Source organism: Paenibacillus lentus, from assembly GCF_042714055.1.
GTDB classification, from domain to species: Bacteria; Bacillota; Bacilli; order Paenibacillales; family Paenibacillaceae; genus Fontibacillus; species Fontibacillus lentus_A.
This window is the reverse complement of record NZ_JBHGVC010000002.1, coordinates 527466-544917: the sequence shown is the minus strand read 5'-3', so window position 1 is coordinate 544917 and position 17452 is coordinate 527466. Positions and strand designations below refer to the sequence as shown.

General features: G+C 48.4%; 13 protein-coding genes. 2 read left to right on the top strand and 11 right to left on the bottom strand.

Features of this window, described 5'->3' with window-relative positions; all coding sequences use genetic code 11:
• Positions 1 to 241: 241 nt before the first annotated feature.
• Entirely contained in the window at positions 242 to 5257 is a 5016-nt protein-coding gene (locus ACE3MQ_RS06195) for a rhamnogalacturonan lyase family protein (RefSeq protein WP_379391680.1), read from the top strand.
• A 146-nt stretch (positions 5258 to 5403) separates the two neighbouring features.
• Positions 5404 to 6525 (top strand): VanZ family protein, encoded by a 1122-nt coding sequence (locus tag ACE3MQ_RS06190; protein ID WP_379391678.1) that lies wholly within the window; start codon positions 5404 to 5406, stop codon positions 6523 to 6525.
• A gap of 59 nt (positions 6526 to 6584) precedes the next feature.
• Here ACE3MQ_RS06190 and ACE3MQ_RS06185 read toward each other — a convergent pair whose 3' ends face one another.
• The 11 genes from ACE3MQ_RS06185 to ACE3MQ_RS06135 all read right to left on the bottom strand — a co-directional run bounded on the left by ACE3MQ_RS06185 (position 6585) and on the right by ACE3MQ_RS06135 (position 17282).
• Positions 6585 to 7376: a lipid II flippase Amj family protein gene (locus tag ACE3MQ_RS06185; protein WP_379391676.1), complete on the bottom strand. Its 792-nt coding sequence runs from the start codon at positions 7374 to 7376 to the stop codon at positions 6585 to 6587.
• A gap of 58 nt (positions 7377 to 7434) precedes the next feature.
• Positions 7435 to 8295 carry an aminoglycoside phosphotransferase family protein gene (locus ACE3MQ_RS06180; protein WP_379391674.1) on the bottom strand — a complete coding sequence of 287 codons (861 nt, stop codon included), beginning with the start codon at positions 8293 to 8295 and terminating at the stop codon, positions 7435 to 7437.
• A 354-nt stretch (positions 8296 to 8649) separates the two neighbouring features.
• The gene (locus ACE3MQ_RS06175; protein WP_379391672.1) at positions 8650 to 9030 is read right to left on the bottom strand and encodes an inositol monophosphatase family protein; all 381 of its coding nucleotides are present in this window, start codon (positions 9028 to 9030) and stop codon (positions 8650 to 8652) included.
• On the bottom strand, positions 9030 to 9296 hold the full coding sequence (locus ACE3MQ_RS06170) for an inositol monophosphatase family protein (RefSeq protein WP_379391670.1): 267 nt from the start codon (positions 9294 to 9296) through the stop codon (positions 9030 to 9032). The genes ACE3MQ_RS06175 and ACE3MQ_RS06170 overlap by 1 nt, the downstream gene beginning before the upstream one ends.
• 59 nt (positions 9297 to 9355) lie before the next feature.
• Positions 9356 to 9802, bottom strand: a complete 447-nt coding sequence (locus ACE3MQ_RS06165; protein WP_379391668.1) for a VanZ family protein — start codon at positions 9800 to 9802, stop codon at positions 9356 to 9358.
• Between the two features lie 26 nt (positions 9803 to 9828).
• Positions 9829 to 10308: a hypothetical protein gene (locus tag ACE3MQ_RS06160; protein ID WP_379391666.1), complete on the bottom strand. Its 480-nt coding sequence runs from the start codon at positions 10306 to 10308 to the stop codon at positions 9829 to 9831.
• Between the two features lie 63 nt (positions 10309 to 10371).
• Complete coding sequence (locus tag ACE3MQ_RS06155; RefSeq protein ID WP_379391871.1) at positions 10372 to 10896, bottom strand: DNA topology modulation protein; 525 nt, start codon at positions 10894 to 10896, stop codon at positions 10372 to 10374.
• A 385-nt stretch (positions 10897 to 11281) separates the two neighbouring features.
• Positions 11282 to 11929 carry a pentapeptide repeat-containing protein gene (locus ACE3MQ_RS06150; RefSeq protein ID WP_379391664.1) on the bottom strand — a complete coding sequence of 216 codons (648 nt, stop codon included), beginning with the start codon at positions 11927 to 11929 and terminating at the stop codon, positions 11282 to 11284.
• Between the two features lie 13 nt (positions 11930 to 11942).
• Positions 11943 to 14141: a DEAD/DEAH box helicase gene (locus ACE3MQ_RS06145; RefSeq protein WP_379391662.1), complete on the bottom strand. Its 2199-nt coding sequence runs from the start codon at positions 14139 to 14141 to the stop codon at positions 11943 to 11945.
• On the bottom strand, positions 14138 to 15478 hold the full coding sequence (locus ACE3MQ_RS06140) for an ATP-binding protein (RefSeq protein WP_379391660.1): 1341 nt from the start codon (positions 15476 to 15478) through the stop codon (positions 14138 to 14140). The genes ACE3MQ_RS06145 and ACE3MQ_RS06140 overlap by 4 nt, the downstream gene beginning before the upstream one ends.
• A gap of 55 nt (positions 15479 to 15533) precedes the next feature.
• The gene (locus ACE3MQ_RS06135; protein WP_379391658.1) at positions 15534 to 17282 is read right to left on the bottom strand and encodes a TerB N-terminal domain-containing protein; all 1749 of its coding nucleotides are present in this window, start codon (positions 17280 to 17282) and stop codon (positions 15534 to 15536) included.
• Between the last annotated feature and the right edge of the window lie 170 nt (positions 17283 to 17452).

Here is a 17452-nt window from a genome sequence, read left to right as displayed (position 1 = left end):
TCTCGCCTTGCAAGGAAGATTGTCTGATTTTTAAGGAAAGATAACGGTTTTGTGAACCTATATTCCAGGAGAAAAATGCTATTATCTTATTGTAATTAACAGATATTTCAAATATTTTTTTCGAAAGGGGGATCATTTTTACGGATAAGAAATAGCAGTGGTTATTTTTTTGAATTTATTTGTAACCGCTTACAGTTAGAGTGTTTTACTAAGATTAAATTAGAAAGAGGGTATGGCAATTATGAAAAGCAACATTTTTAGACATCTGTTTCTTGTTTTCTTGATTACGGTTATGCTCTTCAGCACAGTGCTACCCTTCGGATCAAATGCTCGTGCGGATGAACCGGAATCACGGGAACTCGTACCTGACACGGTAACAAGCGCTGTCTATGACTCTCCTATCTCCTTATTGGATAGCCATGAGCTTCGATTCGACTTCGGCCCCGGTCAGGCAGCAGACGGATATACACAGGTTACAGCAGCCACTTCTTACTCTAAAAGCTTGGGATACGGCTTCGCTGATCCATCGCAGGTCTCTGAGCAGGATAGAGATACAGGCAGCATGCTGAAGTCCGATTTCGTCGTCCCGAAAGATACGTCGTTCATCGTTGATCTGCCAAACGGCGACTACACAGTCTCCCTGATTGCAGGCGATGAACAAGGGTCGACAGAGATCGCAATAACGGTGGAGACGATTCAGAAAGTACAGCAAACTGCCAAGGCAGCGGGGCAATATTTGGAGATGGACTTCGATATTGCGTTGATTGACGGCCAATTGAATATGGACTTTACGGGCACGGCACCGAATATCAATGCGCTTGTCATCCGCAAGCAGCTGGATCGTGAGCCAGGTGAACAACCCGTCGTTTATCTAGCGAGTGATTCAACGGTTCAAACCTATGATTCCTATTGGCAGCCGCAGGCGGGCTGGGGCCAAATGATCAGCCGTTATTTTACAGACGATGTTCGCATCGATAATCGAGCGATCGGCGGCCGCAGCTCCAGATCGTTTGTGTATGAAGGCAGGCTCGATGAAATTCTACGGGCCATTAAGCCTGGCGATTATTTGCTTGTCCAATTCGGCCATAACGATGCGACGATTAGCAGACCGGAGCGATATACCTCGCCCGAGGATTTCAAATTTTATCTGAAATCCTATGTTCTTGGCGCTAGGCAGCGAGGGGCTACTCCTATTCTGATTACCCCTGTTGGCCGGAGAGATTTCAATGAGGCTACAGGTAAATTCAATGTCAGCTTCCCGGAATACGTAAAATCCATGAAGGAAGTTGCAAATGAGCTTGATGTAAGGCTCGTCGACTTAAATGCGCTTAGCGTCGCTTACTACGACTCCATCGGCCCGGAGGCCGCCCGATCCGTTTTCCTGCATGTGGATCCAGGCGTTTACCAAGCCTTTCCGAATGGATCTGCAGACGACACTCACTTCCAGGAATACGGCGCCATCCAAATCGCCAAACTCGTGGCTGGAGGAATAGAACAGTTGGGATTATTGCCACTTTCGGATTATGTAAAGGAGAACGAGCAGCCGGAAAGTGTACCAGCCAAGCCGCAAGGCTTAACAGCAGGCAGCATTAGCAATGCTGGCGCGGTTCTGAAATGGAATACGGTCGAGACGGCAGAAATCTACAAGGTATACCGCAAGCTGGATACGGAGCCGGAATCTGCCTACAAGATGATCGGAACCACAACCCTTCCGTCCATTACGATCAGCGGCATGCTGGAAGGCACAGCCTATACCGCTCGCGTCACAGCTGTGAATGGACGGGGAGAATCCGAGCCTTCGGATGAAATCCGCATAGGAACAAAGTCTGCGCAGTACAAATATGATTTTGGGCCAATAGGGGCACCAATTGCCGAAGGCTATACGGAGGTAACCCGCCAAACGCTGTATACGCCACAGCTCGGTTACGGCCTGACCTCGAGCGCGGGCATGGATGACAGGGATCGCGGAAATGCAACGGATGCGCTGCGCCGGGACTTCGTCATCTATTTTGGCGGAAGCTATGAGTTTAAGGTCGACTTGCCGAACGGCTCCTATTCCGTTAAAACTTATACCGGCGATTGGATCGGCTCGACGAGGACGAATGTCAATATTGAAGGAAAGGATTACGGCACAGTCTCCTCCGGCAAAGAGAATATTGCCGAGAAGGCATTCAACCAAATCGCGGTTACCGACGGGCAAATGAACTTGATCTTCAGTGGCCAGACTGCGCATCTCAACGGGCTGGAGATAACGCCTATTCTGCTTGCACCCGATTCGCTGCAGTTGGATGAGCTGGAGCTGGCGAGCGATCCTGTTACGGCAAAAATATCCTGGAAGGCAAGTGCAACGGATGCCGTCAAATACCAAGTTTATCGCCAAACGGAAGGAGCGGCCCATCCTGAGCTGATCGGGGAAACAACCGATACAGCATTTACAGATACAACAGCTGATGTCGGCCTGACGTATGTATACAGCGTAACCTCGATGGACAATGGCGGATTTGAATCAGTTCCATCGAACGGACTAGCTGTAACCATGGTCGATCCGAGACAGCCGCTGGCTCCGGTGCCAACCGCGCTAAGCGTTCAGGCGATCCACAAGAATGATGTTACATTCACCTGGGATGATGTTGAAGAGGCCCGTTTCTATAACGTATATCGAGCTGCCAAAGAGGACGGCGAGTATACGCTTATAGGCAAAACAAAGACGGCCTCTTATACCGACACAACCGTGCTTACAACAATCCCTTATTACTATAAGGTCGCTTCGGTCAATGCTGGCGGAATCTCTAACATGTCGGATGTACTGATAACCGAGGCGGTGACGACGCTGTACCGCGAGATGGAATATTTAGATCGGGCTCCTATTGCTGTGAAGACAAGCAACGGCAACTACATTGGCTGGAGAATGCTTGGCCTTGACCCCGACCATATCGCCTTTAATATATACCGTGACGGGGTTAAAGTGAACAAGAAGCCGATTGTGGACAGCACAAACTTCGTGGATAAACATGGAAAGGATCATTCCCTATATAAAGTAACGACTATCATTAATGGCAAGGAACAAGACACCAGCCGCGAGTTCGGCGTTTGGCAGCAGCAATATCTTTCAATCCCGCTCCAAAAACCAGCCGATGCATATACCAAAGACGGCCAGCCTTATACGTATACAGCAAACGATGCCAGCATCGGCGATCTGGACGGGGATGGCGTGTACGAAATTGTGCTGATGTGGTCGCCTTCCAATGCGAAGGATAATTCGCAGAGCGGTTATACCGGAATCGTCTATTTGGATGCTTACAAGCTTGATGGAACGCGGCTGTGGCGCATTAATCTAGGTCATAATATTCGTGCCGGAGCACACTACTCCCCTTTCCTGGTCTATGATCTGGATGGAGACGGCAAGGCTGAAGTGGTGCTGAAGACGGCTGACGGAACGATCGACGGCCAAGGCAAGGTCATCGGCGACGCCTCCAAAGACCATCGGAACAGCTCTGGCTATGTCCTGCTTGGCGATGAGTTTCTGACCGTATTCGATGGCGGGACCGGCGCAGAATTGTCTACCGTCGACTATGACCCGCCGCGCGGGGATGTAGGGTCATGGGGCGACACTTATGGCAACCGGGTCGACCGTTTCCTGGCGGCTGTGGCCTACTTGGACGGTGAGCATCCTAGCGTCATCTTCAGCCGCGGATACTACACACGCACTGTTCTGGCCGCATACAGCTTCAAGGACGGCCATTTAACGAGGCAGTGGCGCTTTGATACGAATGATGAAGGCAACGGAAGCTATGCCGGCCAAGGCAACCATAACCTGTCGGTCGGTGATGTAGACCATGACGGTAAGGATGAAATCATTTTCGGCGCAATCACGATAGATGACGACGGCAAAATTCTATACAGCACCGACCTCGGACATGGCGATGCCATCCATTTTGGTGATCTCGATCCAACCCGCCCTGGGCTTGAGGTATTCGGCGTGCATGAGCATACGGGTGCCAAGTACGGGCTGGAAATGCATGATGCAGCCACCGGCGAAATACTGTGGGGCGTATTCACGGGCAAAGATACCGGCCGGGGCATGACCGCCGATATCGATCCGAATTATCCGGGCGAAGAGGCATGGGCGTCAACCATTACGAATGAGGAGCATATTCCGATCACTGGTCTCTACAGCGCGCAAGGCGAATTAATCAGCGACAAGATACCATCCTCGGCCAACTTCGGAATCTGGTGGGACGGCGACCTTCTGCGGGAGCTGCTTGACCATAAATGGAATAATGAAGCCAAAACGGGTACGGGCACAATCGATAAGTGGGACTACAAGAACCAAACGACCATAAACCTGCTAACTGCAGATGGCACTTCATCGAACAACTACACCAAAGGAAATCCGGCCCTGCAGGCCGATCTGTTCGGCGACTGGCGGGAGGAGGTCATCTGGCGATCCGAGGACAGCACGGAGCTTCGCGTCTACACCACCGTGGATTCAACGGAGCACAAGCTTCGCACATTGATGCACGATCCGGTCTATCGCCTGGCAGTCGCATGGCAGAACGTCGGCTACAACCAGCCGCCGCATCCAAGCTTCTTCTTGGGAGAAGGCATGGAGCAGCCTAAAGCACCTTTGATCAGCTATGTAGGAGCTCCACATGAACCGGAGGAGCCAATTAAAGCAACCGAATCTCCAGGCAAGCCGATATTAACCGATAATAACGGATATGATACTGGTCTGCTGGATGGCGACTACACCATTACGATGAACATGTGGTGGGGCAATAACGGCAGTGAGTATAAGCTTTACGAGAATGGACAACTGATCGATACGCAGAAGCTGACCGACGATTCCCCTTCCGTGCAGACGGCTTCGACGGAAATTACGGGCCGTCCGAACGGCACTTATACCTACACCTGCGAACTCATCAACAAATTCGGTACGACCGCCTGTGAAGCCAGAACAATTACCGTTAAGCATGCAGCGCCAGCCAAACCGGTACTGTCAGACGAGAATTGGAACGGCGACGGCAGCTATCAGTTGACCATGAATTTATGGTGGGGCACGAATGCCACCGCCTATCGGCTTTACGAGAACGGTGTTCTAATCGACACGCAGGCTCTGACAGCATCTTCTCCACACGCTCAATCGGCAGCAACTAAGGTCGAAGACAAGGCGGCAGGCGTGTATGAGTATCAAGTCGAGCTGGAGAATGCCAGTGGGATTACAAAAAGCGATATATTATCAGTTACAGTAAAATAAACTACAAGCCAACGAGTAAGGGCTCGCTCTGAATCAAACTGATTCGGGGCAGCCTTTTTTTCAATGGCAAAATTAAATAAAAATAAAGGGTAACAGGGGACAATATTCGTTATAATATAATAATCTAAAAAAATGGCAGGTGCGTTATGCTTCAATCCTATCTGTTCCCAATCAAATACGCTTTTTTCGCATTTCCCTTTGCGGCGTTCTTATTCACGCTGCCGTTTCTGATTGTACAATATCGCAAGTATGGCTACATCAACAAATTTAGGGGATTCGTTATATATTTATTTTTGCTGTATTTAATGAACGCCTATTTTCTCGTTATATTGCCGCTTCCAGCCTCCAGGGATAATATCCCCATGGCTTCGGGAGGGCTTCAACTGATTCCGCTGAATTTCATCCGCGACATTCTGAAGGAAACGTCAATCGTCATCAGTAATCCGGCGACCTACCTGTATTTGCTTAAGGAACGGGCTGTTCTGCAGGTTCTGTTCAATATTTTTCTGACCGTTCCCTTCGGCATGGTACTGCGCTATTATTACCGCCTCGGATGGCTGCGCTGTATTGTGTTCTCATTCCTGCTCTCTCTGTTCTTCGAACTGACGCAGTTAACAGGCTTATACGGCATCTACAAGCACCCTTATCGCGTATTTGACGTTGACGATCTTTTAATGAATACATTAGGAGGTATCATCGGAGTACTCATCGCCGACTGGACTTCAAGCCTGCTGCCAAAGATCGACCGCCTGGATGCTCATGTTAATCCTGCCGCCAAGCGCGTTACCTATATCCGACGGGGGATAGCGTATCTGATTGACTTCTGTTTATGGTCCTTCCTCCAAAACATTTTGGATCATACGCTCAATTTGCCGCTTTCATTCCTGGTCTCATCAGGGATCTATTTTATGCTTATCCCTTATTTAACAGGCGGATTTACCTTCGGCAAATGGGTTGTACGAATCCGGTTAACGCGGACGGGAACGAACCCGAAAATCTCTTTATTGTCTCTGGTCGTACGTTATGGGATCCTGTACTGGCTGCTCTTCGGATTAAACCAAATTTCTTCCAATGTCGATGAGTACTCCTCTCCGATCATCACCGTATTGGTTGTACTGGGTACATTTGCGCTTGATGTGGCCTTCTTTATTCACGTCGTCATTTATGCCATTCGTAGAGAACCTCAGCTCTTTTATGAGAAAATCAGCAAAACAAAGCAAGTCGTAGCCTGGGAGCCCAAGGGAGAGCAAGCTCAACAGAACAGTTGAGCCTGCACGAAGAGCCCGCCTTTACAAAACATCTAAGTAGACATTTGAAAGAACGGGCTCTAAATCAGCTTAATGACCATGCAAATCAAATAAGATGCCGGAAGGAGTATGGCTTGCGCAGCTAAAGTTCCCAAAAACCTTGACACCATGAGCGCCATGTATATTTTCCCCAGCCGCTCTCTATACGCTTCATGGTTAATGGCCCGATCGGTGATTAATCCTACTTGCGGATCAATAAATATGGTTAATAGAATTGTCGCAATTCCATTGATTAAACCGGATGATTGTGATGCCATCGTACTTAACTCGGGAACTAAATGAGCCGCGTATAAGGAGGCCAGCACTCCAACCGTGTAAATTGCTGTTACGATAATGTTTAAAAGTATGAATCTTTTGGAGATTCCCAAATATCTAAACTCTCGTAAACGAAATGTTGGCTTTTTGATGTAATGCTTCGTATTTCTAAGCTGCGTTATCGTAACACTTGAAATCAATCGTGGTAATGAACCCGCGATCTCCAGCTTCGCAATCACTCTCGCCCATATGTTCACAAACGTAGGAAAAAGAATAATCCCTGCGAAAGTTCCTACCGAGGCCGAGATCAATATAATTCGGAGATATCCGAGCACGTTAAACGTCGGATCTATCCTGGCAAAATCAATAAACTTCGCGGTTAGGGGGGCTTGAACCAAATTGGCCGTTCTCGAGACAAGTACCATGATCCCTGTCAGTGATAATGCAACCGCAATCTTGTTTACTTTGACTCCAGCATATCTTAAGGAATAAGACAGCGTCTCTGCGGTATGAATAATCATGGTCAGAACAAAGATAGTGATTAAATAATGAATCATAATTTAGTCTCCAACGTGCGCTTTTTATATTTGAAATTCGTACAACCTCTATTAGAAATTAACAAAGTAGTTTTTCGGTCAAATAACTATTTTCCCTTAATATCGATTTTACCGTTTGAATTGTATTATTTCCTTTAGGGAGATTTTGCGTTCTATTCAACAGAATCCAGCGAAGACAAGCAATCGCTTCATATTTTTCTAATTCATCTTTGGAATAGTTGTTCATCGTCACAAAAAGAGAGCGATAATGACTAGAATATCTTTCGCTTACATAAATCCGCATTAAGATAATCGACCATGCTATATCATATTTAGGGTCCCCAAGCTGGACATTCGTCCAATCAATTATCGTGTACTTCCCATTTGATTCAAGGATATTTCCCAAATTATAATCTCCATGGATAAGTTGATTCTGTTCTATATTTGTGTTTGTAACAAGCTGACTCAACTGCTCCTTAATATCAAAATGCTCATCAATTCCAGGAAAAAAATAACCTGCGAAATCGTATTTTGGCACAGGTGTATTTAATAACTCCGGCTGAAGCTTATGTATATCGGTTAACATATTTGCAAATACTGCAAGCTTGGATTTATTCACTTTATCGATTGGCATTCCATCAAAACTAGTTAATAAAACTTGGTTATTGAGCTCATCCATTCCCCATCCGATGGGTCTGGACACAGCCATTCCTTGCTTGAACATATCTTGCAGCAGTTTAAATTGAATGGAAATATTGGGTTTGGAGCTACGATTCCAAACTTTTAATACAAAATCAGATTCTGAGGTACTGATTTTATAAACCTCTGCTTCAAGCCCTGAGTTTAATGGAGCAATGTCGATTTCAGCATCTTTTCCTGACAAGGATTCTAGGTCGACGCTGATTTCCTTCCAATGGATATGGCTGATAGGATTAATCATTTGTTTTCCCCTTTTCCAATTGACAAGATATCGCTACTAGTACATAAGGCGCGCTTATTCTGATCATTTATTTGCATTTTTCATCCTGGGCACACAATAAAGACCCAGCCATCAATAAGCGCTCTAGTCTGGGCTGGGCTGGATCGTTGTTATTTGCTGAGCTTCTTCCATGATTATACATCTGTCCATCGCGTAGCGATAGGACTAAATGGTATTGACTTAGTATTTTTCGACTACAGATCCTAAAGTGACTCCTCGGACATAAGGCTGCTCGCTTAGTTTTGAAAATCTTTTACCGAACCTGTAACGACCACGCCCAAAATACGAATATCGCTTGCATCCGATCCAAGGCATCTAAAATTGAGTTAATCCTTCATGAACCGCTCTAAGAAAATAATCCTTGTTATTCGGATGACATGCAATATAATAGGGTTCTTCATTCATTCCATTGAAGGGACGGCCCTCAAAATCAAACACCACACCGCCAGCTTCTTGAACCATCAGAATTCCAGAGTACAGATCATCGCCCTCGGAGTTGTACAGAATAATTCCGTCTAGATCTCCATTCGCTAACATACACCATAGAATAGTTGGTGCCCACAACCGAAGCATCCTTCTAAAATGCGTATCGATATGCTGCCTTAAGCACACTGCTTTCCTGTCATTCTGAACTTTATGCCCTTGTATCCATCCTACATTACCTTTACGTACATCCTCCTTAAATCTAACTTTCATTACTTTTCCATTACAAAACGAGCCTCCCTGCTTAGAAGAAACATAAAGCCGACTTCTCCCTGCACCTGATGATTCGGAAACACTCTGGATATTTCGTTAATGATCATTTCTTCCGCCAACAAATCTACTTCAGTGACTACATCGCCGAATTCATCCTTTTCTTGAATCACATTAAAGCTATTGAAACGTTCTCTAATCAAATTACCTGCTTCCATAATGATTCTCGTAGACAAATCTTTGGCTAATCGCAGTACTTCTGCTTCCATATCTTCACCGACCGTTCAAAAGATTTTACTGACATTCCTAAATCACAAAATGCCCCGACCTAGGATAGCTGCTTGCACAAAAAACTTCTATATAATAAAAAACCGATACTCGCACCTATGTAGTTTAAAATAACATCATCGATGTCCCCTATACCTACCCTTAGTACTGTTTGCATTATCTCTAAGATTATAATCGCAGTTATAAAGTAAACCGTAAACAAACTATACCTTCTCAAACCTTTGAAAATATAAGGCAATATGATTCCAAAAGGAATAAACACGCCTATATTTCCAGCTAAGTTTATTGTGGTGGTTAAGAGGTTAAGAGAACTTAGATCAACAATAAAACCTAATATGGTTCTTAAAGGTACATAATTAAATCTAAAATCCGTGTGGGTAACCCGGCCAAATCCCCTAAACATCCAAAATAACAAACATGCACTATAACTAATAAAGATAACCCAGACGAGTATATTAATCGCTTTATGATTGTATTTATTATTCAAAAATTCACCCCAAATTTTGTTTCTACTCAGAGCTCCGTTCTTTTGGACAAATAAGTTATATTTCTATGAAAGTCAAACTCTATAAAAATATCTTTACGATCATCTAACCCTTTCAAAATAAAAGGGATTTGTATCCTTTCAACTCCAACTTTTTTATTTACTAACACATAGAAAGCCATTTCGATTCCGTTAATTGCATTTCTATCTTTTGGTTCAAATACTAGCAGTTCGGATATTTCAACTTCTCTCATGTCATTGCTATATTTCAATGCGATATGATAATCGAAAAATGGAATCGAGCTTTTGCTTCCTGCAGAACACACAATTGGAAAGTTTGAATTGACGAAGTTATGTATTATTGAGTCGATTTGATCCTCGGAAAGATTCATAATTGGGTTATCTATTTGACTGCTTCCCTTATGGATAATGTGATAATAAGGAACACTCAATAAATGATTTCTAAATTTCTCTATCAATTCTCCCCTTAAAAACAAAGGGCCTATCATATTTTGTCCTCCTGAATGATTTCCTGCTTCACTTAGTGTGTTATCCAAGTCAAAAATAATGCTTTAATCGTTGGCTTCATCATTTCCTCCCATTCGATAGATTTCCATATATTTCTTTGCTTCCTTTGATGTTTTAAAAATATAGATCTGTTTTTGTTCTTTGACTTGATCAAGCGTTTCTAAAATTTTACCTCTGCTTCTTTTTCTGAAATTCCAAATCCATCTCAAAAACTCAAAATCAATTTTCTCTCTGCAGCCTGCCCCCATATCCTCTCTCGTTCTTCCATGATTGATGATCCTTCGTTTAATCACTCGATAGATACATAATAAACGCGGGAAATCGAAATAAAATACCACATCCGCATCCATAAGACGCTTGCTCAGCGTCCTTGAGTAATTTCCATCCATAATATATGACTCAAGTCTTACTAATTCATCCATCGTTTGATCCCATTCTTCTTCGGTTGCAGCGATCCAATTCGGTTTCCAATATAATGAGTCAAGATGAATAACGGGAAGACCAGTAACTTGGCCTAACTGTGATGAAAAGGTTGATTTCCCTGAACCAGCACAGCCTAGCACCAGCACTTTCTTCAAAAAAATTACCTCCCCTTTACCCTTTAAGTAAGTACTCAGGAACGAACTGGCTCTGTACAGCCACAACATACATCCCAGAATATTCTTGGCACCATAACATCGTTTGTATTTTTTTCATTTAATCATCCCTTTTAAAATTAATCCTCGGTGCTCTCCAATAACATTCAGGTTCCGAAAACAACCCAGCCTTAGATAGCTTTTGTCTTAGGCTGGGTCGGTTGTTGTTCGAGCTTCTTCCACGATTATACATCTGGCAACTAAGGTGCGGAAGACTTCAGCAGAAATACGTTGTTTATTTATAAATCAATTCATGCAAAAGAAGACAGCCCACTGTAAGAGTTCTGTCTTCGGATTAACTATCTATTGGAGCAGCCTATTAATACTTAACTTTCAGCCCGAATAGTTTGGCAAAACCAATCGCCTGCTCCGGCGAAACAGTGCAGCCCGCCAAGGCGGAAGCAGGGATATCGATACGCTCATAGGTGCAGGTGCTGATATCCATGCCTTTTAGCGAGGTCTCCGTAAAGTCCGCCTCACTCAGCTCGCATTCATCAAGCTGCACATCCTTGAACTTGCAGCCATAAAAATTGGCGTTTTGCAAAGAGCAGCCGATCATCCGTACCTGTTTCAGCGAGGCCTCCACCAGATCGACCAAATTCAAGACGCAATTTTCGAACGTCACATGCCCGAGATTGGCTTTGGATAAATTGACGCCCGTCAATTTACAGCCTTTGAAATGAACGCGGTGAATTACGCCCTTCTCCAGCACAGCGTTGGACAGATCGCAGTTTTCCAAGACAACATCCGTCATATCCATCCGTTCAAACCTGGCATTGGCAAATGAGCACCCTCGAAACAACACCTTGGCAAGGATGCATTTCTCTAAAACCTCATGTTCCATCTGCTCTCCGCTAACTAAGGCATTTACCAGCTCATGATCCTCGCTGTCAAGCAAATCACTCAAGTCGGATTCGTTCAAATCGAACGGTAGCTGCGGAGCCATTATTTTCATTTTCGCCGCCATTCCTGATCTCCTTTTATTCATATTTATGTGAAGCAAGCACCTCTGCCAATCCTTTTACATCTAATCCGTCTACAGCAAAAGCTCGGCGCACCAGCTCAGGAGGCGCGAATTCGTCGTACTTGCCCAGGTACGGCGCCTCAGCAGCATCCAGCAGCGCTTCCGGATCTGGAATCGCGGACAGCTCAGCTTCAATGCCTGCAAGCAGCTCCGCGGCGTTTGCGCTTCCCGAAACGACCATATAATACGGCTCCATTGGGACAACCTGACGTAATTTCATCGGCTCCGAAAGATTATGCTTTAAAAGACGCTCCAAGGTACGAAATTGCTTGCTTCCAGCCCATGGCAAAATAAACAGCGAATCGCCGCCGGCCGGAATGACGGGACTGCGCAGCAAACCGCTTTCCCGGGCCAGCCTGCGCGCCCTTTCCAGGCGATTCACCGCACCGGGCGCCAGATACGGATACAGCGTCTGCTCCTGCAGCACCTGGCGCATTTTTTGCAGCACTCGCGTATGAACTTCACCGCCCGCTCCGAGCCACAGTGTATCTACCTTGCCTTTCGAGGTTTTTACATATACCGCTTTATGCTTGCTGTCCACTTCCTCGACCTTCCACAGCTTGCCGGCCAGAGAGAAGCAATAGCCCGGCGGCGGTACGGTCGTGATGCTCCCGATCTCCTCGGAGCCATTATACACCGCATGCTCCTCATCATCCTTGAATACCGCATAGAAGCGGAAATTGTTCACGATCTTCTCGCCGCCGAGCCCGATAATGAGCGTGCCTTCCTCCGTTTGCTGAATGTGATCCGTCTGCAGCAAATACTGCAGCAGCTGCTTGAACTCCTCCGGCTCCATCCCGCGAAAAGCCGGCAAGGTCAGCACGGCTCGCGCCAGCTCGGCGGGCTCTGCCTCGCCGATGCTTTTGAGCGTGCTCATCGTCTGATGATAGAGGACGCCCACCGGCTTACGCCGCAGGTCAAGCGGCTCCACCCAGCGATCGCGGACGTACAGCTCAATGACGGCGATTGCCCGCAGCAGCATCCACGGCATCCGTGCAGGCAGCTGCGCCTCCTCGTCCTCTTCCTCCGCGCAGAGGAACATCATCTCGGACGCCTGATCGCCCCGGCGGCCGGAGCGGCCCAACCGCTGCACAAAACTGGAGCAGCTGTACGGCGCGCCAAGCTGAATGACCCGCTCCAGCTCGCCAAGGTCAATGCCTAACTCCAGCGTGACCGTCGCTGCAGCGACCGCGGGCCCGGGGCCGGAGCGTAGCGCCGCTTCCGTCTCCTCGCGCAGCATGGCCGAAATGCTCCCATGGTGCACGTGAAACACGTCACGCTCCTCCCGCTTCGCAGCGATTCGGCGCAGCTCCAGCGTCGTCAGTTCGGCGTCCGAGCGGCTGTTGGTGAAGACGAGCGCTTTTTTTCGGTGTGTGTGATCATAAATGAAGTTGTAATAATTCCGCTTCGCCAGCTCCAGATGCTCGGCTTCCCGCTCATCCCGGGCATCCGGGAAGGAGAAGTGCTCCACCGACAGCTTCAGCTTCCGACCGCCCTGCGGAGACACTATCTCGACAGGCTCTGAGGTACCGGCACCCAGCCAACGTGCCGCTGTCTCGTAGTCGCTTAGCGTAGCCGACAAACCGATTCGCCTCGGCGAACAGGATGCCATCCGCGAAAGCCGGGTCAGCTGGCTCAGCACCTGAATGCCCCGATCCGCCCCCATGAACGCATGCACCTCATCGATCATGATATACCGCAGGTCATGGAACAACGCCGGGATCGCATTGGGCCGGTTCATCAGCAGCCCCTCCAGCGATTCGGGGGTAATCTGCAGGACACCGGAGGGACGCTGCATCAGCTTGGTTTTCTCCGCTTGGGAGACATCGCCATGCCAGTGCCAGACAGGCACCTCTCCTTCCCTCAGCAGCTCGGTGATCCGCTCAAACTGATCGTTGATCAGTGCCTTCAACGGCCCAATGTAAAGAATGCCGACAGACTGAGAGGGCTGATGATACAGCTCCGTTAGCGCCGGAAAAAAAGCCGCCTCCGTCTTCCCCGATGCCGTGCCTGATGCAATCAGCAGATGATGGCGAGTATCCATTAAAACGCGGCAAGCCTCTACCTGCGCCTCGCGCAAACTATCCCATTTTTTGCGGTAAATGTATTCCTGGATAAACGGCGCCAATCGGGAAAAAGGAGTAGGGCCGCTCATAGCTCAAACTCCGCCAGGAAATCATCCAGCTCGTCCTTCGCCCCGCTCTTGCGGTCGCTCACGCTGGCGGCATACTCCTGTTCCCGCTCCCCCATCAGCTCCTCAAACGAAAGCCCTTCATGCTGGTGCAGCATATGCAGGACATCCATGAAATCCCGCACCACCTCGCGGGTCGTCAGCAGCTCTTCGGCCCCGAGCCGGTTCACCGCCGCCTGCATGAAAGCAATCAACTGTTCATCCGCAAGCCGCGCTTCATAGCCGAAATGCATGGCATGGATGCCTCGCAGCTTTTGCAGCAGGATCAGGATTTCCTCATGGGACAGCATGTCCAGCTTCAGAATCGGCGAGGTATACGTCCGGCGTGTACCGCTGCTATAGCGCCCATCCATCAGCCGCGAACGCAGGGCGTCATAGCTAAACAATCCTCTGCGCTCGTCCTCCACGAACTGCGGTGTGCCTCCCAGGTAGATGCCGAGGTATTGGGCTTTGCCCTGCATTGTATCGTTGAACATCGTTAGCAGCTTCTCGTAGTTGCTCTGGCGGGAAATGCTGTTGGTGATTTTGTACAAATTCACGCCTTCGTCGATAAACAGCAGCAGCCCTTTATATCCGATCCGCACCGCAAACTCTGCCCACAGCTTCATATAGTCGTACCAGCTGTCATCGTCGATGATGACCCCGACCCCGAGCTCCTTCCGCGCCTCCGTACGGGTCGGAAACTCTCCGCGCAGCCAGCGCAGCGCCGCCGCTTTAAGGTCGTCATCCTCCAGCTTGTAGCCGTTCCAATATGCAGCAAGCACCTTGGCGAAATCAAACCCGTGCACCAGATTCTGCATCTCATTGCATACTGCATAAATACGAAGCTCAACTGCTTCATGCAGCGCTGGGTCACCAGGCCGCAGGCCGGTTTTCTGCATTTGCTCCTGCTGGAGCGAAGCGATCCATTTTTGCAGCATCGGCTCCAGAGCACCGCCATCCGGTCTTGTTCGAGTGGACATATTCATCATGAGCTCCCGGTAGGTAGCCAGCCCCTGCCCTTTGGCTCCGACGAGCCGCCGCTCCGGCGACAGGTCCCCATCCGCCACCACAAACTCCCGATCCATCGCATAATTGCGCATCATCTGCAGCAGAAAGCTTTTGCCGCTTCCATACCTCCCGGAAATCAAGCGAAAAGCGGCCCCGCCCTCCGCGATGTTATCCATATCCTGCAGGATCGAGGCCACCTCCGGCTTTCGTCCGACAGCGATATGCTCCAGTCCGATCCTAGGCACCACTCCCGCCGTCAGGGAATTCACCAGTGCCGTGGTGAGCCGTTTTGGAATCCGAATCTGATTCACCCATATCACCTCATTTATTTGAACATGTTTTAGATATAAATTAAAAACCGCTGCCCTAAAGCATACTCAGGAGCTCTGCTCTGTACTCCTCCGCAATCTCGTCGCTATCGATCAGCAGGTCGCCGATCCATTCCATCGAGATCTCGTTGATTTCGTCCAGAAGCAGCTCGGGCATGGAGCCGGCCTGCTCGGCAATACCAACCCGAACCGCAGCCTCCTCCCCGTCAAGCAGTGCGGACAGCATTTTTTTGTGCGCCTCTGATAACCGGGAAAGCAGCTCTTGCCATTCCTGCGGCAGCTCCATTCCTTCGTTCTCCATCAGAGCGTCGTTTAGCTTCTCGCTCAGCGTTTCATTCTCTAACATCGAAAGATCACTAGTAATCGCCATGCCATCACTATAAGACTCAACCGGATCGCTGGACGCCCTTGAATCCTCCGAATCACCCGGCTTCTGAAGCTTCGCCTGCACCGATGCAGATTCCAAGTCCATGAATCCCTCAAAAACCATCTCGGCCTGCCGCGGATCTACCGCTTTGCGGTTGCTCGTTCCCCTGCTCCGTTTGGCTGGCTCGGGTGAAGGTTCGAATGCTTCGAGCCCTCTCTCTCTTGTGACCAACGGCAGTTCCTCGATGATCAGCATGTCCCGCACCTCATCCGATTCCCTCTGCAATCTGGAGAGCTTCGCTTTGTTGATCTTAACCTTGGGCAAGCGGGCTTTGGCCTCCTCTGCCCTACGCTGTTCAAGCTCATTATGCAGAAAACGGTAAATCAGCTGATCCACCTCCGGCTCCACCGTAATTCCCCGCAGCTTTCCTTTAAAGCCCGTGAACTCTCTCAGCCTGTTTTCCGTAAGCCTGACAAGCTGTGTCAAATAAGAGCGAAGCGGGAGATGTCCACTAACCGGCAGCACGGATACCGGAATGGTGCGTCCGTACAATTCATGGTTATATACAGCAGTACGGAACAGATGTCTGCTGACCTTTTTCTCGCGCGGCATAAATCGCTCCAGAAGCCTGGCCCCTTCGGTCTTGGCCAAATAACCATCAACCAATGCCACGACTTTCGGTGCGTAAGCCTGTAAATCCTTCCGCCCTTGTCCCTTATAAAAACGGCTTTTCTCTATGTCATAATCGATCAACGGCAAAAGCATGTCCCACGTAAGCGCAAGCGGCTCGGCGGTAAATCTGCGCTTCCACTCCTGCTCTCTTAACTCCTCCGACAGAGTTCGAGGAAGCTTCTGAAGCGGCTCGGCAGGCGGCAGCTCCAAACCGAACACCAGCCCGTAGTCATACTGCCATTCACGTATATACATATCCAGCTTCGGATACCGATCCCGGTAGGCCAGCCATACGCTGCGCATCAGTTCGTAGCCTTGAGCAGGCTCCCTCCAGCCGATTCCGTGAATCAGCTCATACAGGTATACAAAAAGATAGGATAAATCCGTTTCCGGATATCGAGCCGAGCGCACCTCTGCGCGCCAATACAGATACCATCTCAGCTGCCCCGGATGCATTTGCTCATACGTAGGCCAGTAGGCCTGAAAGGGAACAAATTCAGCCGATTCCTCGGCCTTCCATTCCATTTCCCGTGCCTGCTGCACGAACTGCTGTTCACGTGAAACGTAGCGGAAATCCTGCCGCCAATCCACTTCCCGCTCGCTGCTCTCAGGGACGACCACAAAAGCCTCCGTCAACTTCCGATCGGGCTGGCCCAAATCTATTTCGGCAAACGCAATCTGCTGCTCCCGTATTGTTCGCTGCTTATGATTCATAGGGTCGTCGTACTTGACCGTTCTATCATTCATCGTCCATAGACCTCCATCACGAATTCATTATACCACCTAAAGCGAAAGTTTGTTCGCTTTTTGGAGCCGTTTTTCCTCGTTTTTATTTTTTTATGTATGGTTATTTTCGATCGAACAATAAAAAATTACGAAACGCCCCAGCCCGGGATACTTTATCTTAGGCTGAGGCG